Source organism: Lysobacter sp. Soil_C_15 (assembly GCF_057657315.1).
This window is the reverse complement of sequence record NZ_JBDGIR010000003.1, coordinates 59,065-78,170: the sequence shown is the minus strand read 5'-3', so window position 1 is coordinate 78,170 and position 19,106 is coordinate 59,065. Positions and strand designations below refer to the sequence as shown.

General features: G+C 70.0%; 13 protein-coding genes. 5 read left to right on the top strand and 8 right to left on the bottom strand.

Annotation, left to right across the window (positions count from 1 at the left end):
• Window positions 1-485: 485 nt before the first annotated feature.
• Both AC3A57_RS08270 and AC3A57_RS08265 read right to left on the bottom strand, forming a co-directional pair.
• Window positions 486-2,558 (bottom strand): amidohydrolase family protein, encoded by a 2,073-nt coding sequence (locus tag AC3A57_RS08270; protein WP_487578476.1) that lies wholly within the window; start codon window positions 2,556-2,558, stop codon window positions 486-488.
• A 45-nt stretch (window positions 2,559-2,603) separates the two neighbouring features.
• A complete protein-coding gene (locus tag AC3A57_RS08265) occupies window positions 2,604-3,023 on the bottom strand; it encodes a VOC family protein (RefSeq protein ID WP_487578475.1) in 420 nt (139 codons plus the stop codon).
• Between the two features lie 170 nt (window positions 3,024-3,193).
• On the opposite strand from AC3A57_RS08265, the gene AC3A57_RS08260 reads away from it, so the two are divergent.
• The 4 genes from AC3A57_RS08260 (at window position 3,194) to AC3A57_RS08245 (ending at window position 11,281) form a co-directional block, all read left to right on the top strand.
• Window positions 3,194-5,398, top strand: a complete 2,205-nt coding sequence (locus tag AC3A57_RS08260; RefSeq protein WP_487578474.1) for a M3 family metallopeptidase — start codon at window positions 3,194-3,196, stop codon at window positions 5,396-5,398.
• Between the two features lie 304 nt (window positions 5,399-5,702).
• On the top strand, window positions 5,703-6,461 hold the full coding sequence (locus AC3A57_RS08255; protein WP_487578473.1) for a response regulator transcription factor: 759 nt from the start codon (window positions 5,703-5,705) through the stop codon (window positions 6,459-6,461).
• 281 nt (window positions 6,462-6,742) lie between these two features.
• Window positions 6,743-10,120 (top strand): YadA-like family protein, encoded by a 3,378-nt coding sequence (locus AC3A57_RS08250; protein WP_487578472.1) that lies wholly within the window; start codon window positions 6,743-6,745, stop codon window positions 10,118-10,120.
• 324 nt (window positions 10,121-10,444) lie between these two features.
• Entirely contained in the window at window positions 10,445-11,281 is an 837-nt protein-coding gene (locus tag AC3A57_RS08245; RefSeq protein ID WP_487578471.1) for an NAD-dependent protein deacetylase, read from the top strand.
• A gap of 219 nt (window positions 11,282-11,500) precedes the next feature.
• Here AC3A57_RS08245 and AC3A57_RS08240 read toward each other — a convergent pair whose 3' ends face one another.
• Both AC3A57_RS08240 and AC3A57_RS08235 read right to left on the bottom strand, forming a co-directional pair.
• A complete protein-coding gene (locus AC3A57_RS08240; protein ID WP_487578470.1) occupies window positions 11,501-12,676 on the bottom strand; it encodes a glycerophosphodiester phosphodiesterase family protein in 1,176 nt (391 codons plus the stop codon).
• Between the two features lie 237 nt (window positions 12,677-12,913).
• Entirely contained in the window at window positions 12,914-13,972 is a 1,059-nt protein-coding gene (locus tag AC3A57_RS08235) for a hypothetical protein (protein ID WP_487578469.1), read from the bottom strand.
• Window positions 13,973-14,099: 127 nt separating this feature from the next.
• Between AC3A57_RS08235 and AC3A57_RS08230 the strand changes: the two genes are divergently transcribed.
• On the top strand, window positions 14,100-15,536 hold the full coding sequence (locus AC3A57_RS08230; RefSeq protein WP_487578468.1) for an amino acid permease: 1,437 nt from the start codon (window positions 14,100-14,102) through the stop codon (window positions 15,534-15,536).
• 85 nt (window positions 15,537-15,621) lie between these two features.
• Here the strand turns inward: AC3A57_RS08230 and cfa are convergent, their stop codons facing one another.
• From cfa to AC3A57_RS08210, 4 genes are all read right to left on the bottom strand, one after another.
• On the bottom strand, window positions 15,622-16,755 hold the full coding sequence (gene cfa, locus AC3A57_RS08225; RefSeq protein ID WP_487578467.1) for a cyclopropane fatty acyl phospholipid synthase: 1,134 nt from the start codon (window positions 16,753-16,755) through the stop codon (window positions 15,622-15,624).
• A 192-nt stretch (window positions 16,756-16,947) separates the two neighbouring features.
• Window positions 16,948-17,772 carry a DUF3298 and DUF4163 domain-containing protein gene (locus tag AC3A57_RS08220; RefSeq protein ID WP_487578466.1) on the bottom strand — a complete coding sequence of 275 codons (825 nt, stop codon included), beginning with the start codon at window positions 17,770-17,772 and terminating at the stop codon, window positions 16,948-16,950.
• Window positions 17,773-17,894: 122 nt separating this feature from the next.
• Window positions 17,895-18,608, bottom strand: coding sequence for a pseudouridine synthase (locus AC3A57_RS08215; protein ID WP_487578465.1), 714 nt, complete (start codon window positions 18,606-18,608; stop codon window positions 17,895-17,897).
• Window positions 18,609-18,822: 214 nt separating this feature from the next.
• Entirely contained in the window at window positions 18,823-19,098 is a 276-nt protein-coding gene (locus tag AC3A57_RS08210; RefSeq protein WP_487578464.1) for a GNAT family N-acetyltransferase, read from the bottom strand.
• Between the last annotated feature and the right edge of the window lie 8 nt (window positions 19,099-19,106).

The window sequence follows — 19,106 nt, the reverse complement described above, 5'->3', positions numbered from 1 at the left end:
GGGAAGACCGCCGCGGCTCCTCAGCGGGAATGCGCGCGCGGCGTTCGGCGATCGGACCGTCCCTTGACGGCCGTGACGCGGACCTGCCCGCGCCCCTGGGCGACTCATTGACCGGGGAATGTTACCAAATCATTAAAAGAGCTGGGGCTCGAAAGTGGGGACTCCCGGGGGGGGCGGGGGTCGGGGGTCGGGGGTCGGGGTCGGGTCGCTGGCGCGCAAAGCAAATCCCCCTGCCCCCTTTTTCAAAGGGGAGAATTCAAAAGAGGGGGACGACTCGAAGGGAGACGCGACTGCCGACGGTGCGCTTGGACCGGGTGCGCAAGACCGGCCCCCCTTTGGCAAAGGGGGCCGGCGCCCGGCGCTGGTCCGAGGCCGAGCCGTACCGCAGCGCGGGGGATTTCGCGGGCCGGCGGCGGGGCCGCAGCCCACTGCGCCGGCACGAGGTCCGCCGACGCCGCGCTCGCGTGCCCAGCCGGCGCCCGGCTTCAGTTGGAGATCTTGGCCGGCTCGGCGAAGGCGCGCACGCCCAGGGCCTTGTAGATCTCGCTGGGGTAATAGCCGGTGTCGCCTTGCACGACCAGGGCGATCTTGCGGATGTCGCCGATGTTGCGGGTCGGGTCGCCGTCGACCAGCAGCAGGTCGGCGCGCTTGCCCGGAGCGATCGAGCCGCGGTCGTCGAGCACCCGCGCCGCCTTGGCCGCGTTCCAGGTCGCCACCTGCAGCGCCTGCGCCGGAGTCAGGCCGGCGCGCACGTACAAGGCCAGTTCGTGCTGCAGGGTGAAGCCGGGCACCTCGTCGGTGCCGGCCAGCAGCGGCACGCCGGCCTGGTAGGCGCGGCCGACGAACTCGACCAGCTTGTCGTAAGACTTGCGGTAGCGCGCCGCGGTGGCGTCGTCGGGAATGTCCAGCTCGGCGGCGCGGCGCGCGCGCTGCACGTCCGGCGGCAGGTGCTCGGCGACTTCGGCGAAGCCCGGCCACAGCTCGCCGTTGCGCTGGTGCAGGAACTCGAAGGTGGCCAGAGTCGGGTCGATCGCGATCTGCTTCTTCGCCAGCATGGCGATGAAGTCCTGCACCGGCTTGGAATCCAGGTCCAACGCGGCGGTCTTGTCGGCGACCAGGTAGAAGCGCTGCAGGGTGCGGGTGTCGGTCTTGTCGTCGACGAAGAAATTCAGCATCAGCTGGTTGATGTGCTGGATCTCGTCGAAACCCTGGTCGGCGACGTCCTGGGCGCGCATGAACGCCGGCACGTGGCCGCTGACCCGCAGGCCCTTGGCGTGGGCGTAGGCGACCGTGTCGCGCAACGCGTCCTTGGGGAACGAGTTGTAGATCTTAATCTGCGGGTAGCCGTTGGCGGCGTACCAGTCGACCGCCTTCTTGGCTTCGTCCAGGTTCTTGATCACGAAGCCGTTGCGCGCGGAATAGCTGCTCTCGCCCTCGATGAAGCCGGCCGGGACCACGTTCGGCGACATCAGCGTGCCGTCCTTGATCTCGCCGATGATCTGCTGCAGGGTCGCGTTGTCGTTGCCCATGTCGCGCACGGTGGTCACGCCGGCGGCGAGGTTGAGCCCGCCGTCCCAACGCGACACGTGGCCGTGCATGTCGAACAGGCCCGGCAGCAGGGTGCGGCCGGCGCCGTCGATGACCCGGTCGTACTTGCCCTGGTCGGCGGCCTTGCCGATCGAGACGATCTTGCCGTCGGCGATCACCACGTCGGTGGCTTCGCCCAGGCGCGCGTGCTCGCTGTCGAACACGCGCACGTTGCGGATCACGCTGGAACCGCGCAGCGGCATGCCCAGTTGCTTGCGCAGGTCGACCAACAGCTTGCCCTCGGCGGCTTTTTGCCGGGTTTCCAACGCCGCGGCGTTGCCCTGCCAGCCGTCCTCGATCAGTTGCAGGAAGCCCGGGTAGATCGAGGCGAACAGACGCGGCTGCGCGCCGGTGGTGGCCCAGACGAAATCGGGCGAGAAACCGGCGCCGTTGACCGCGTACAAGGCCACTTTCTGGCTGCGCCCGTCGCGGCTGACTTCGGCCTCGTCGAGCTTGCGCAGGCTCAGGCTGCCGTTGGGCAGCAGCGGCAGGACGCCGTCCTTGCGCTTGGCCAGGGCCTGCAGGGCCACCGAGTAACCGGCCGGCGTGCCGCCCAGCGGCGAGTACAGGCCGGTGCCCTGGACCTGCATTTCGCCGGCGTCGGAGGTCGACTTCCACACCGCCTTGTCGCCGTCTCGACGGAAGCTTTCGTCGACCTTGGCGCCGAAGGTCTCCAGCCCGGTCACCCGGTAGCTGCGGTAGGTGCCGTCCTCGGCCAGGGTGTAGGTTTCCTTGAGCTCGGGGCCGCGGCCGTTGTCCTTGAACACGAAGTCGACCGTGGTGGTGCCGTCGTCGGCGCGGGTCACCACCTGCTGGCCGGCCTGCTTGCCGCCGTCGACCAGGGCCAGGTAGCGCACGGTCTCGGCGGCCAGCGCGTGACCGCTCAAACCGCCGATCAGGCACAGCGCAAGAGCAAGCCGCGCACGGCCGCGACGCGGCGCCAAGGCGGACGGGGAAAGCGTTCGGATCATCGGTGCGGCTCCATGAAGTGGGATACGGCCGTTGCGACGCGCGGCTCAGTCCTGATGGGTGACCATCAACACGTAGCCGTCCGGGTCCTGGACACGGAATTCGCCGCGCGGGCGATAGAACGGATAAGCGATTTCGCCGGCGTCGATGCCGGCGGCGAGCACGCGCTCGCGCATCGCCGCGACATCGTCGCAGTAGACATAGAACAGCACGCCCTGGGCGCAGGCGTCCACCGGCGCATCGGCCTGCACCAGCATCAGCTCGGCGCCGGCGGCGCTGCCCAGCCAGGCCCAGACCGGCTCGTCGCGGCCCGGATCGTCGCAGGACGGTTCGCGATGGACCTCGCCGATCGCGAAGTCGAGCGCGGCGTAGAACCCGGCCGCGCGCATCACGCTGGCGACGTGCAGCATCGGTACGAAGCGCGCCGCGCTCGGCGGCGCGACGGTCGGGACGTCGGTGGCGGACATGCGGGCTCCTGTAGCGGGTCGTCCATGCGGCGCGTCGGCGCGCCCCCGCCCGGCGCCGGCCCTCGCGATGGTCCCGGACCCGCCGGTCCGCCGGCCCATGCCTTTCGTCATGGGTCCGCCCGCCCCCCATCGGTTAGGCTTTCGGCCTCCTATTGACGAGGTTTCGTACGATGAAGCATCCCCTCGCCCTGGCGCTGGCCGTGGCCCTGGTCGCCACCGTTCCCGGTCTGGCCCACAATGCCCAGGCCCAGACTGCCGCCGCCCAAGCCGTGAAAAACGACGCCCAATCGCACGCCAATCCGTTCTTCCAGGAAAGCCCGCTGCCGCTGCAGTTCCCGCAGTTCGACAAGATCAAGGACGCCGACTTCGCGCCGGCATTCGATCGCGGCATGGCCGATCAGCTCAAGGAAATCCAGGCGATCGCCGACAACCCGCAGGCGCCGACCTTCGACAACACCATCCTGGCGATGGAGCGCTCCGGCCGCATCCTCAGCCGCGCCACCGCGACCTTCTTCAACCTGGTCGGCACCGACACCAATCCGACCCGGCAGAAGCTGCAGCAGGACTACGCGCCCAAGCTGTCCGCGCACCGCGACGCGATCGCGCTGAACCCGAAGCTGTTCGAACGCATCAAGACCCTGCACGGCCAGCGCGAATCGCTGGGCCTGGACGCCGAAGGCGTGCGCCTGATCGAGCGCTACTACACCGACTTCGTCCGCGGCGGCGCCAACCTCAGCGAGCCGCAGAAGGCGCGCCTGAAGGCGATCAATTCCGAGCTGGCCGAGCTGGGCGCCAAGTTCAGCGAGAACGTGCTCGAGGAAGTGAAAGACTCGGCGATCGTGGTCGACAGCAAGGCCGAGCTCGACGGCCTGTCCGACGAGCGCATCGCCGCCGCCGCCGAGGCGGCCAAGGCGCGCAAGCTGGAAGGCAAGTACCTGCTGACCCTGCTCAACACCACCGGCCAGCCGCCGGAAACCGACCTGACCAACCGCGCCCTGCGCGAGAAGCTGCACAAGGCCTCGGTCGCGCGCGGCAGCCGCGGCAACAAGTACGACAACACCGCCATCGTCTCCAAGGTCGTCACCCTGCGCACCGAACGCGCCAAGATGATGGGCTACCCGAACTACGCCGCCTACGTGCTCGAGGACGAGACCGCCAAGAACGCCGAGGCGGTCAACAAGATGCTCGGCCAGCTGGCTCCGGCCGCGGTCGCCAACGCCCAGCGCGAGGCCGCCGACCTGCAGGCGATGATCGACAAGGAACAGGCCGCCAAGGGCGAGCAGAGCTTCAAGCTCGAGCCCTGGGACTGGGCGTTCTACGCCGAGAAGGTGCGCAAGGAGAAGTTCGCCTTCGACGAAGCCCAGCTCAAGCCCTACTTCGAGATGAAGAACGTGCTCGAGAACGGCGTGTTCTACGCCGCCGGCCAGCTGTACGGACTGAAGTTCAAGCAGCGCACCGACCTGCCGCTGTACCACCCCGACACCAGCGTCTACGACGTGTACGACGCCAACGGCAAGCAGCTGGCGATCTTCATCGCCGACATGTACGCGCGCGACTCCAAGCGCGGCGGCGCGTGGATGAACTCCTACGTCGAACAGTCGGAACTGTTCGGCACCCTGCCGGTCGTGGCCAACCACCTCAACATCCCCAAGCCGCCGGCCGGCAAGCCGACGCTGATGACCTGGGACGAGGTCACCACCATGTTCCATGAGTTCGGCCATGCCCTGCACGGCATGTTCTCGAACGTGAAGTACCCCTACTTCTCCGGCACCAGCGTGCCGCGCGACTTCGTCGAGTTCCCCTCCCAGGTCAACGAGATGTGGGCCGACTGGCCGTCGGTGCTGGCCAACTACGCCAAGCACTACCAGACCGGCGAGCCGATGCCGAAGGAACTGCTCGACAAGGTGCTGGCGGCGTCCAAGTTCAACCAGGGCTTCACCACCACCGAGTACCTGGGCGCGGCGATGCTCGACCAGAACTGGCACCAGCTCTCCGACGCCTCGCAGGTGCCGGCGGCCAAGGACGTGATGGCCTTCGAAGCCGCGGCGCTGAAGAAGGACGGCATCGCCTACGCGCCGGTGCCGCCGCGCTACCGCACCCCGTACTTCAGCCACATCATGGGCGGCTACGCGGCCGGCTACTACGCCTACATCTGGTCGGAAGTGCTGGATGCCAACACCGTGGAGTGGATCAAGCAGCACGGCGGCCTGACCCGCGAGAACGGCGACCGCTTCCGCGCCACCCTGCTCTCGCGCGGCGGCAGCAAGGACGCGCTGCAGCTGTTCCGCGATTTCTCCGGACACGAGCCGAAGATCCAGCCTTTGCTGGAACGTCGCGGCCTGACCGCGCCGGCGAGCGCCGCCCCGGCTAAATAATTCAGCTTCGGCCGCGGTCGCGAGACCCCGAAAGCCGCCCACCTGTCCGGTGGGCGGCTTTTTTGTCGTTGGAGCCGACAAGACCTGTGCGATGCGATTCGCAGCACATGGGAACACCCGAGGGAAAGCCCATTAGCACGATCTAAATGATCCGCGTATCCCAAGGATTTCAATACTTTCCGCGAACACCGACCTGTGTCACTGTAGCTTCCAGTGGAGCCCCATTAACCTGATTTTGGACGTCGACGGCACCGTCCCGCAGACGCGGAACGGTCGGTTAGCTCGATCAACAGGGGAATTCAGGATGGCCGCCATTCCCACAGTCCTGCCCGGCAGCACCGGCAACGACCACCGCAACGAACGCCGCATCGCGGTGGTCGAACGAGATCCGATGCTGCGGCAGCAGATCCTGCAATCGCTGCAGACCCGGCAATTCGCCGTGCTCGAATGCGCCAACGCCACGGCGCTGTACCGCAACCTGCTCAACGCGCCGTGCGACATCGCGGTGATCGCCAGCGACCTGCCCGACGACAATCCGCGCGTCGTCGCCCAACACCTGCGCCAGCATTCCGACATCGGCATCATCGTCCTCGACGCCGAGGCCGACGCCTGCGGCGACGCCTACCAGGAAATCGCCGACGCCTGCCTGGCCAAGCCGGTCGACCTGGACCGGCTGACCTCGGTGGTCTCCGCGATGCACAGCCTGCAGCACCACATGCGCGCCCTGCCCGCGCGCGCCGGCAACGGCGCGATGCCGGACTGGGAACTGGCCGCCGACGGCTGGACCCTGCGCACCCCCGACGGCGCGGCGATCGATCTCAGCGCGCCCGAACGCAGCGTGCTGCTGCGCCTGGTCAACGCCGGCGCCGGCGGCCATCCGGTCTCGCACGACAGCCTGATCGGTTCGCTGACCAGCGATGTCTACGACTTCGACCCGCATCGCCTGGAGATGCTGATCTACCGCTTGCGCAAGAAAGTCGCGCTGATGAGCCCGCTGCCCTTGCCGCTGCGCGCGGTGCGCGGCATGGGCTATCTGTGCACGGTGGTGCGCGCGCCCGGCTGAGCCGCGCCGCCCACGCCCCCACTATCCCCCGAATTCGTCGGCGCCTGCGCGGCGCCGCGATCTTCAGTGTGTGAACCTCGGTGAGTCGAGGTGATCGTGCGTGAACCAACATGAGTGCGTACCGCACCCGGCTTTCCTAGCCTGCAGTCGCCGATGCATCGACCGTGCCAGCGAACACGGTCGGTCGCGGCGACGGGGGAGACGATCGACCGATCGTCGTTAGCCATGCGCTAAACCGCCGCCGTCGGCGCTACGTAGGCTCAGCAGACGGAGGCCGTGTCATGACCCAGGGCATCAACCCCACCCGCACCGCACGCCGCACCACTACTTCCACCGCCCACGCACCGTGGGCCCGAGCGATACCGGCGTTCGCGCCGCTAACCGCGGCCTGCTGGATCGCGCTCGTCGCCGCCGCGACCTGCGCGCCGGCATTCGCCGCCGATCCTGCGTCTGCTCCAGACCCGCTCGCCGACGTCGTCGCGCCGCTGGCCGAACCCACCATCGGACCGGTCGTCGAGTCCATCGTCGAGCCGGCCGCCGAGCCGTCGGCCGAACCCGGCGCGAGCGAGGATCCGCTGGCCGAACCCGGTCCGCTGCTGCCGCTGGTGTTCGACGGCATTCCCAACAGTTCGACCTGGGGACCTAGCGCGCTGGAGGGCGACCTGATCTCGCCGATGAGCGTGATCCAGCCGCCACCGCCGACCAGCAGCCTGCCCGATCTCAACGTGTATCTGAGCAATTGGCTGCTCGGCAACGACTACCAGGCCTGCGGCCTGCTCGGCAGCGACTGCCTGACCATCGACCGGGCCAACTTCAACTACTCCTACCTGTCGCTGATCCTCAACCTGATCCAGGCGCCCAACGTCGCCGACCTCGACGGCAATCAGCCGGCCGATCACCTGACCCTGATCGGCGCGGTGCATTCCGACAGCTACATCCAGTTCCAGGACAGCAATTACTTCGGCAACAACAACAATCCCTCCTGCGTGGTGATCGGCCTGGCCTGCACCTGGCGCACGAATCCGGCGCAGAACAACCAGGTCATCATCGGCGACGGCAGCTACGCCAACGGCTCCAACACCGTGGTCCTGGGCACCAATGCCCGCCACCAGTTGCCGACCGTCAGCGCCGCCTCGGCCGGCTTCACCGGCGGCCCCGACACCAACTACGCCGCGCGCCTGGGCAATTCGGTGGTGATCGGCGACAACAGCTTCGGCAACGCCGACCGCCAGACCGTGCTCGGCTTCGGCGCGACGTCCACCCACGCCAACAGCGTCGCGCTCGGCGCCGGTTCGTCGACCGTGATCGGCGCCCAGACCGGCTATATCGCGTTCGGCCTGGCCGCGCCGCAGAACTCCGCGGGCGAGGTCTCGCTCGGCGCGCCCGGCGCGACGCGCAAGCTGACCAACGTCGCCGCCGGCAGCCTCGGCACCGACGCGGTCAACCTCGCCCAATTGCAGGGCGCACTGGCCGGCGCCGTCGCCGATCCGTTCGCGGTCAAGTACGACGATCTCGGCGGTGCGCCGGATCTGCAGAACGTCACCCTGCAAGGCGCCGGCGGCACCACCGTCGCCAACCTGCGCGCCGGCGCGGTCAACCCCGCCAGCACCCAGGCGGTCAACGGTTCGCAACTGTTCGCGATCAGCCAGTCCAACGCCCAGCGTCTCGGCGCCGGCGCGGCGGTCGCGGCCGACGGCACCGTCACCGCGCCGAACTACCTGATCGCCGGCAGCGGCTACGACAACGTCGGCTCGGCCCTGGCCGCGCTCGACACCGGCCTGGCCGCCGCCGACGCGTTCGCGGTGCGGTACGACGACGACGGCAGCGGCAATCCGGATTACGCCAACGTCACCCTGCGCGGTCCGGCCGGGATCGGCAGCGTGCTCGGCAATCTCGCCGCCGGCCAGATCGCCGCCGGCAGCCTGCAGGCGATCAACGGCGGACAATTGTTCGGCGTCGGCGGCTCGATCGCCAACGTGTTCGGCGGCGGCGCCGCGTTCAACGCCGGCGGCGGCTTCACCGCGCCCAGTTACGTCATCGCCGGCAATCCCTACGACAACGTCGGCGACGCGCTCGCCGCCTTGAACAGCGGCCTCAGCACCGGCGACGCCTTCGCCGTGCAGTACGACGACGATGGCAGCGGCAATCCCGACTACGGCTCGGTCACCCTGCGCGGCCCGGCCGGAGTCGGCAGCGTGCTCGACAACCTCGCCGCCGGCCAGATCGCCGCAGGCAGCCTGCAGGCGGTCAACGGCGGACAGATCTTCGGCATCGGCGGCTCGATCGCCAATCTGTTCGGCGGCGGTGCGGTCTTCAACGCCGGCGGCACGTTCACCGCGCCCAGCTACCTCATCGGCGGCAACACCTATACCGACGTCGGCGCCGCGCTCGCCGCCCTGAACAGCGGCCTGAGCAGCGGCAACGCCTTCGCCGTGCAGTACGACGACGACGGCAGCGGCAACCCCGACTACGGCCGGGTCACCCTGCGCGGCCCGGCCGGCAGCGGCAGCCTGCTCGACAACCTGGCCGCCGGCCAGATCGCCGCCGGCAGCCTGCAGGCGGTCAACGGCGGGCAGATGTTCGCGATGGGCAACTCGATCGCCTCGATCTTCGGCGGCGGCTCGCTGTTCGCCGGCGGCGTGTTCGGTGCGCCGAACTTCACCGTGCAAGGCGGCACCTACACCGATGTCGGCGCGGCCTTCGCCGCGGTCGACGCCAGCCTGACCCAGCTCAACACCCGCATCGATAACCTGCCCGGGCCGACCTCGCCCGAACCGCGGCTGGCGATCGACGGGACCGGCAATGCCTCGGTCGGCGCCGGTACCCGCGCGATCGCCGCCGGCGCCAGCGCCCACGCCGGCGGCCAGCACGCCGTCGCGGTCGGCGGCGACGCCTACGCCGCCGGCGACAACGACACCGCGGTCGGCGGCAATGCCCGGGTCGAAGCCGACGGCAGCACCGCGCTCGGCGCCAACAGCAGCATCGCCGCCGGTGCGACCAATGCCGTGGCGGTCGGCGAAAGCGCCAGCGCGACCGCCTCCGGCGCGGTCGCGCTCGGCCAGGGTGCGGTCGCCGACCGCGCCAACACGGTCTCGGTCGGCAACGCCGGCCAGCAGCGCCAGGTGGTCAACGTCGCCGCCGGCAGCCAGGACCACGACGCGGTCAACCTCGCTCAGTTGCGCGCCTCGCAGACCGGCACGGTGCGCTACGACACCCACGTGGACGGCAGCGTCAACACCACCCAGGTCACGCTCAACAACGGCGGCGCGCCGGTGACCATCCGCAACGTCCGCGCCGGGGTCAACAACTCCGATGCGGTCAACGTGCAGCAGCTCAACGACGGGATCAACCGCGCGATCAACACCTCCAACCAGTACACCGACAATTGGGGCATCACCCTGCGCCGCGACCTCGGCCAGCTCGACGACAAGGCCAGCGCCGGGGTCGCCTCGGCGATGGCGGTGGCCGGGCTGCCGCAGGCCTACGTGCCGGGCAAGAGCATGGCGGCGGTCGCAGCCAGCTCGTTCCGCGGCGAAACCGGCTTCGCGATCGGCGTGTCGACCATCAGCGAAGACGGGCGCTACGTGTACAAGTTCTCCGGCAACAGCAACTCCCAGGGCGATGTGGGGGTGACCATCGGCGCCGGCATCATGTGGTGAAGCTCGGGTTTCGGGGCTCGGGTTTCGGGGCTCGGGTTTCGGGACTCGGGTTTCGGGACTCGGGTTTCGGGACTCGGGACTCGGGACTCGGGACTCGGGATTCGGGATTCGGGATTCGGATCGAGGATTGGACTGGGAGTGACTTTGGGAAGTCGGTTTGGGGATCGGGATTCGGGATCGGGGCGCGATGCTCTTCGAGTCCCGAGTCCCGAGTCCCGAGTCCCGAGCCCGGGCCCCGGGCCCGGGGCCCGAACTCCGTCTTGCGATCAGACGCGAACGACGCCATATCCGCTCCAGCCCCGCCGAGCGTCGCCGAAGCCCGCCATGACCGCCGATCCCCTCGCCCGCGACGCCGCTCAGCGGCTGCGCGAGTTCCTCGCCCCGCACCGGCGGGTGTTCGTGCTGACCGGCGCCGGCCTGAGCGCCGGCTCGGGCATTCCGCACTATCGCGACGAGTCCGGGGCCTGGCAGCGCAAGCCGCCGATCGAGTACCGCGCCTTCGTCGGCGACGCCCAGGCCCGCGCACGCTACTGGGCGCGCAGTTTCGTCGGCTGGCCGGGGTTCGCCCGCGCCCGGCCCAACCCCGGCCATGCCGCGCTCGCGCAATGGCAGGCGCGCGCGCCGGACACGACCCTGGTCACCCAGAACGTCGACGGCCTGCACGGCCGCGCCGGCAGCCGCGGGGTGATCGACCTGCATGGCCGGCTCGACCAGGTCGTGTGCCTGGACTGCGGCGCGCTGCGGCCGCGCGAGGCGGTGCAGGAGGAACTGGCCGCGCGCAATCCCGAGTGGACCGGGCTGGAAGCGCGGCGGCTGCCGGACGGCGACGCCGACCTGGAAGGCCTGGCGTTCGAGCGCTTCGTCGCCCCGGTCTGCGCGGACTGCGGCGGCCTGGTCAAACCCGACGTGGTGTTCTTCGGCGAGAACGTGCCGCGCCCGCGCGTGGCCGCCGCCCAGCAGGCCCTGGCCCAGGCCGAGGCGATGCTGGTGGTCGGCTCCTCGCTGATGGTCTACTCCGGCTTCCGCTTCGCCCGCGCCGCGCGCGAGGCCGGCCTGCCGCTGGCCCTGCTCAACCGCGGCGTCACCCGCGCCGACGACATCGCCACGCTCAAGCTCGAAGCCGATTGCGCAGCGACGCTGGTTGCCGGGATTGGGGATTAGCAGGCAGAAATTGGGGATTGGCCGGAGCGATTCCGCCGCCCCTGCAGCAGCGGCGCGCCACGGGTTCTCCCTCGGTCACAAGCCGCGACCGCGACACCGCAACGACGACGAAAACTCGCCGCGGCCAGGCATCCGCCCATCCGCCTCGTGCGACGCGAGTGGGCGACAGCGCGGTCGCGGCTCGCGCCGCTCTACCCCGAAAGCGGCACGCGTGCGCAGTCAGCGACCGGCGTCCGGCAAGCGGCTGTGCTGCAGGAACAGGTCGCGCGCGGCGACGCCGATATCGGGCTGGTCGATGAACAAGCCCTGCACTCCCAACGCATACAACTGCAGCGCCTCGCCGAGCGCGTTCTGGTCGACGCCGCTGGCGCTCTGGCTCAGGAACGGCGCCTCGGCGCGCACGGTGTACGGGTGCACCTGCAAGCCCAGCGCCAGCGCGCGCCCGAGCAGCGGATGCACATAACCCGTGTTGCGGGTCTTCAACCCGGCCGCGCCCGCCGGCGCCGGCGCGCGCGGCAGCAGGCCGCTCTTGGACGGGCCCAGGCCGCTGGCGTAATGGCGCCGCATCCAGGCCAGCGCCGCCGGCTCGGTCAACGCCGCATAACGGGTCTGGGCGTTCAGGCCGCCGGGGATCTCGCGTTCCAGGCCGCGGTAGCGCGTCGCCGGGTCCTCGCCGCGGCCGAGGTGATAGACCACGTCGTAGGGACGGTCGCGCTCGAAGTCGCCGTACAACTGCACCAGCGGCAGGTCGACCCCGGCGCGCGGCATGATCTCGCGCGCCAGCTCGATCAGGTTGGCGACTTCGAAGCTCTGGATATAGACCCGGCGCGGATCGGTGAAGCCCTCGGCGACCAGGGTGTCGATCAGCTTCTGCCCCAGGCTGATCCCGATCGGCGAACCGTCCAGGCGCCGGCCCTCGTGGGCGAACCAGGTCGGGTGCTTGGTTTCGGGGTAGATGCCGATCGCGCGGCCGTCGCGGCTTTCCTGCCGGGCCAGGGCGATCACCTCGCGCAGGGTGGCGATCGGGTACTGGCCGTCGTAGCGGGTATTGCCGGGACGGAGCTGCGGGATGCGTTCTTTCGCGCGCAGGGTCTTGAGCTCGGCGAGGGTGAAATCCTCGGTGAACCAGCCGGTCAGCGCCTCGCCGTCGATGGTCTTGGTGGTCTTGCGGTCGGCGAACTCGGGGTGCGCGGCGACGTCGGTGGTACCGGAGATCTCGTTCTCGTGCCGCACCACCAGTTCGCCGTCGCGGGTCGCGACCAGGTCGGGCTCGATGAAGTCGGCGCCCTGGGCGATGGCCAGGCGGTAGGCCTCCAGGGTGTGCTCGGGGCGATAGCCGCTGGCGCCGCGATGGGCGATCACGATCGGACGCGACGCGGAAGACGGCTCGGACATGGGCGCGGCAGGGGTCGGGACGGGACCGGCGACGGCGGCGCCGGTGAAGCACAGCAGCGCGCCGAACAGGCGACCCAGCTTAAAGCAATGCGGCATGCGGAACGGACCTCGGACGGGCGTGGCGGCAGGCGCGCCGCGGGGCGCGCGCGTCGGCGGCGCGGGGCGCCGCGGCCCCAGCTTGCCGCAATTGGATGACAGCGCGCCGGCGCCGGCCGCCCATTCGCCGCGCCGCCGCGCTCAGTCCTCTTCCTCGACCCGCAGCGAGATCCGTCCCGGCCACACGCCGCGCAGCTCGATCCGGCGCCGGCCGTTGCCCCACTGGCGCAAGGGGTCGGCCCAGCGGCGTTCGATCGGCGGGCTGCCCGAGCCGACGAACCGCGCCGACATCCGCAGGTCCCGCGCCGCCAGCGGGATATTGCCGATGGTGCGGGTCATGCCGCCGTTCACTCCCACCCGCTGCACGGTCCGCGCCCGGTTGCCGACCTGCCAGCTGACCTCGATCTCGACCCGGAAGGTGCCGCCGGCGGGATTGCGGAACTCCAGCTCCAGCGCGCCGAGCCGGCGCTGCCAGTTGGGCAGGAACAGATCGCCGTCGAACGAAGCGAAGGAATAGGCGATCGGCACCGCCTCGCCGGGCCGGGTATTGGCCTGCGCCGGCCACACCTGGCGGTCGACGTTGCGCACCCGCCGCACCGAACTGTAGCTGCCGTTGCCGGCGACGCCGCCCAGCATCTCGCGCACCGCGCTGGCGCGGCCGGCGATCGAGAACTCGGCGTTCTCGCTCTGCGAGCCGACGTTGAGCCCGCTGTTGGCGTAGATCGCCGAGGTCACTACGCCGAAGCCCTGGTGGATCGCGCCGTTGCGGCCGTGGCCGACCCGGGCCGCCTGCTCGGCCAGCCAGCGGAACTGCGCGGGGACCCGGGTCAGGTCGGCGATCACCGCCTGCTCGCGCAGCGAAAACTCCGAGGCGATCGCGCCGGCGCGGCCCATCGCCCAGCGCACCTCCAGGCCGCCTTCGCCGCGCGTGCCGGTGCCGTCGTCGGCCTCGGCGCTGACGTCGACCGCGCCTTCGTGGCGGCTGACGTGCTCGGACAGCAGCTTCCACGAGCCCGGCATGCGGTCGCGGCGGATCTCGACCCCGGGCAGCGACGGATGCACCAGGCGGAAGTCGCCGGTGGCCGGGTCGACGATGCCGACCGCGCCCGGGCGCACGTGCATGGCCAGACCCCAGTTGCCCCAGTAGCCGGCGCGGTTGCGCCGGATCAGTTCGGTGAACTGCCGGTTCCAGCGGATCATGCGCGGATCCTCGTGAGAGCTATCCGTGACAACGTCCGCGGCGGCGCCGCGTGAGCGGCGACCGTGCGCCACCGTCCGGCGCGGCAGCGGCTATGATGCGGCGTCCAACTCGGGGAGTACGCGTTCGATGAGCCTGATCGCCAAGGTCCTGCGGCACAAGTCGGTGGAACAACTGCAGGCCGAGGCCGGCAAACGCTCGGATTTTCGCCGCGTGCTGGGGCTGTGGCAGCTCACCGCGATCGGCATCGGCGGCATCATCGGCGTCGGCGTGTTCGTGCTCGCCGGCCACGAGGCGGCGACCAACGCCGGCCCCGCGGTCGCCCTGGCCTTCCTGATCGCCGGCATCGCCAGCGCCGCCGCGGCGCTGTGCTACGCCGAGTTCGCCGGCATGATCCCGGTCACCGGCAGCGCCTACACCTACAGCTACGCCACCCTGGGCGAGCTGGCCGCCTGGCTGATCGGCTGGGACCTGCTGCTGGAATACGCCTTGATCGTCGCGGTGGTGGCGATCGGCTGGTCGGGCTATGTGCAGGTGCTGCTCGAAGGGGTCGGCATCCACTTGCCGGTCTGGGCGCAGGGCGCGATCGGCACCGGCGAAGGCCGGGTGTTCAACGTCATCGCCGCCGCGGTCACCCTGGCGGTGTCGGCCCTGCTGGTGTTCCGCACCGAATGGGGCGCGCGCTTCAACACCCTGATCGTGGCGATCAAGATCCTGGCGGTGGTGCTGGTGATCGGGGTCGGCGTGTTCTACATCAACACCGCCAACTGGGTGCCGTTCGTGCCCGAGCGGGTGGTCGGCGCCGACGGCGTCGGCCACTTCGGCTGGAAGGGCGTGGGCACCGCCGCGGCGGTGGTGTTCTTCGCCGTGTTCGGCTACGACACCCTGACCACCGCGGCCGAGGAATCCAAGAACCCGCAGCGCGACCTGCCGCGCGCGGTGCTGTTGTCGCTGGGCGTGTCGATGGTGCTGTACCTGGCGGTGTCGCTGGTGCTGACCGGCATCGCCCACTACTCGACCCTGGGCGGCGACGCCCCGGTCTCCGACGCCTTCGCCGCGCTGGGTCTGCCGTGGATCGCCAAGGCGATCGCGTTCTCGGCCGTGGTCGGCATCGCCAGCGTGCTGTTCGCCTTCATGCTAGGCGCGGCGCGGATCTGGTTCTCGCTGTCGCGCGACGGCCTGCTGCCGGGCTGGTTCGCCAAGATCCATCCCAAGTACGGCACTCCGCACCGGCCGACCATCGTGCTGGGCGTGTTCACCGCCCTGGTCGCCGGTTTCCTGCCGATCGGCGAGGTCGCCAAGCTGGTCAACATCGGCGTGCTCTCGGCCTTCATCATCATCTGCGCCTCGGTCTGGGTGCTGCGGGTGCGCAAGCCGAACCTGGAACGCTCGTTCCGCACCCCGCTGGTGCCGCTGATCCCGATCGTCGGCATCGCCTTCTCGATCTGGCTGCTGGCCGAGCTGGCCGCGATCACCTGGCTGATCTTCCTGATCTGGGTCTCGCTGGGGCTGCTGGTGTATTTCGCCTACGGCATCCGGCATTCGAAGCTGGCGCAGGAACCATAAGAGGAGTGAGCGGAGAGGACTGAGGAGTGAGCAAAGGCTGATTCGCTTTGGCTCGCTCCTCGCTCCTCTTGGCTATTTCCTCGCCTCAGCGCGGCGCGACATAGCCGCCGGGCACGCCTTCCGGCGACAGCACCAACTGCCACAACTGCGCGTGGCGGCTGCGGAAGGTCGCCATCGAGGCGGCCAGGTAGAAGCGCCACATGCGCCGGAAGCGCTCGTCGTAGCGCGGGCCGAGCCGGTCCCAGGCGGCTTCGACGTTGTCGCGCCAGCCCTGCAGGGTCAGGTCGTAGTCGGCGCCGAAGTTGTGCCAGTCCTCGATCACGAACCGGCCTTCCAGGTGCTCGGCGATCTGCCGCGCCGAGGGCAGCATGGAATTGGGGAAGATGTACTTGGCGATCCACGGGTCGCTGTGGCCGACCGAGCGGTTGCCGCCGATGGTGTGCAGCAGGAACAGGCCGTCGCCGTCCAGGCAGCGCCGGGCGACGTCGAAGTAGGTGTCGTAGTTCTTGACCCCGACATGCTCGAACATGCCCAGCGAGAAGATCCGGTCGAACGGCTCGTGCAGTTCGCGGTAGTCCTGCAGGCGGAATTCGACCGCCAGGCCGGCGCAGTGCCGCCGGGCGTAGTCCAGTTGTTCGCCCGACACCGTCACCCCGACCCCACGCACGCCGTAGCGTTCGGCGGCGAACTTCAGCGCCTCGCCCCAGCCGCTGCCGATGTCCAGCACGCGCATGCCCGGGCGCAGGCCGAGCTTGCGGCAGACCAGGTCCAGCTTGGCCTCCTGGGCCGCGTCCAGGTCGTCCAGCCTGCGGCCCTCGCGGTCGCGCCAGTAGGCGCAGCTGTAGACCAGGCGCCGGCCGAGCATGGCCGCATACAGATCGTTGCCGAGGTCGTAATGGCGCTCGCCGATGGTGAAGCTGCGGCGGTGGCTCTGCAGGTTGATCAGGTGCGCGCGCAGGCCGTCGAGCATCGCCGCCCAGCCGTGCACCCGTTCGTCGACGTGGGCGCGCATCAGCCGCACCAGCATCTCGTCCAGGGCCTGGGTGCGCCAGGCGCCGTCCATGTAGGACTCGCCCAGCCCCAGCGAGCCCTGCGCCAGGACCCGGGCGTAGAACCCCTCGTCGTCGACCTGCAGGTCCCAGGGCCGGTCGCCGTCGATGCGCACGTCGGCCAGTTCCAGCAACCCTTCCACTCGCTTGCGCAACGACGCAACGGACATGCGGACCTCGCTCAGGGGCGGCGAACCGGCTGACGACGGCGCGCCGCGGCTGCGAACCCGACGCCGCCGGCGCGGGCGGCGCCGGTAGCGCGTTGCCGCGCACCTTAGCAAACGCGGCGCGCGGCGATATGCCGAACCGTGTCGATTTCGCGCAACACGATCCGCGCCCTGCGACGCCGGCCGCGACCGGCTTCAGCCGCCGCTGAACAAGCCGCGGTAGGCCGGCGCGAGATGCGGCAGCAGCACCGCGGCCGGCACTTCCACGGTCTGGGTGCCGTCCGAATAGGGGCCGACCTCGTAAGGGGCGAACACGAACTTGAGCCCGGCGAGCTTGCCGTCGGCGGCCTTGATCGGCTCGAACATGGCGAAGTTGGCCGGATCGGCGGCGGTGCCGTCGTCGATCATGCGCCCGCCGGTCTCGATCTGCTCGGCGCGTATCGCCGGGGCCAGGTCGTCGGCGTCGATGCGCTGCGACAGCGCCGAATGCAGCTGCTCGCGCACATAGCGCGAGATCGCGTCCCAACCGGCCTTCTGCGGCACCAGTTCGGTCGCGCTGAGCAGCTTGTTCTGCTGCGGCAGCCAGACGAAGCGCGCGATCAGCGGCGCGGCGTGGGCGCCGCCGGTGTAGCTGCTGCCGTCGGCCGAGACCGCCATCATCTGCGGCGCGTCCAGCACGTCGTCGAAGGTCAGCGACAGTTCGTACGGCGACGGATTTTCCTTGGCGGTGCGGCCCTTGGCCGCCTCCAGCAGTTCGGCGCGGGCGGCGTCGGCGTAGCGGCGCAGCTCGCGCGCCAGGCCCGGATACTTGGCCGCCTGGGTCGCGTAGCTGATCCCGATCACGTAATCGGGCGTGGTCTCGACCACTTCCTTGAGCTCGACCGGGCCGTCTTCGGTCGCTACCGGCGCGGGCAATGCGCCGGGGGCCGGCGTCCCCGCGGCCGGCGCCGGCGGCGTGGCTTCTTTCTTGCAGGCCGCCAGGGCCAGGGCAAGCAGGGAGACGGCGATGACGCGCTTCATGCAGCTATCCTTTTCGACGACGGTCCATGGATGTTTCGCGCGACATTATCGCCCAGGGCGTGACGCCCACATCTAGACCGCGGTCCGCCGAAGCGCTGGCCGGCGCGCGCCGCGCCGTCCGTTCACCACTCGTTGCGGTGCGGCAGCAGGCCTTGCAGTTCCGGATCGGTCAGGTTGCGCCATTGGCCCGGCTTGAGATGGCCGAGCTTGACGTTGCCGATGCGCACGCGCAGCAGTTGCTTGACCCGGAAACCGAAGTGCGCCGCCATCAGCCGGATCTGCCGGTTGAGGCCCTGGACCAGGACGATGCGGAAGCCGAAGCGGCCCAGCTTGCCGGTCTTGCACGGCAGGGTGGTCTGGCCGTGGATCGGCACGCCGCGGCCCATGCCGCGCAGGAACTCGGGCGTGACCTCGTGGTTGACCGCGACCAGGTATTCCTTTTCCAGCTTGTTCTCGGCGCGCAGGATCTCGTTGACGATGTCGCCGTTGCTGGTCAGCAGGATCAGGCCTTCGGAGTCCTTGTCGAGGCGGCCGATCGGGAAGATCCGGCGCTCGTGGCCGACGAAGTCGACGATGTTGTCCTTGACCCCGGATTCGGTGGTGCAGACCACGCCGACCGGCTTGTTGAGCACGATGTAGACGTGCTGGCGCTTGCCCTTGATCGCGGCGCGGGCGCGCAGCACGTCGCCGTCGACGCGGACCTCGTCGCCCTCGCCCACCTCGGCGCCGACCCGGGCGCGCAGGCCGTTGACCGTGACCCGTCCCTCGGCGATCAGCCTGTCCGCCTCGCGCCGCGAGCAGAAGCCGGTGTCGCTGATGTGTTTGTTCAGACGCATGGGAAGGACCAGGGGACGAAGCGGAGGGACGGGGCCGGGCACGCCGGAGGGCGCGTAGGCTGGCACAGCCGGGCCGGCTTGGCGACCCCTGAGGTCCGGAGGCCGGCCCGGAAGCCGGCCCGCGGAGGGCGGCGGCGCGCGGTCGCGGACCGGCGGCGGACGGGAGGCCAGCCGATCGCGCCGCCCGCGGGGCGACGGGCGCGGGCGGTCGGGCTCAGCCCAATTGCTCGTTGTATTCGGGGTGGCGCTCGATCCAGGCGGCGGCGTAGGAACAGGCCGGGCGCACCTTCAGCCCGGCCTGGCGGGCGTAGTCGAACGCCGCCCGGACCAGGTCCGAGGCGATGCCGCGGCCGCCGATCGCATCCGGCACGCCGGTATGGGCGATCACCAGGTGGCCCTGGTCGAGCCGGTAGTCGAGCAGCGCCAGCACGCCCTCGACTTCGGTGTAGAAACGCCGCTGGGCGGGGTCGTGAAGAACGGTGACGGCCATGCTGCGGA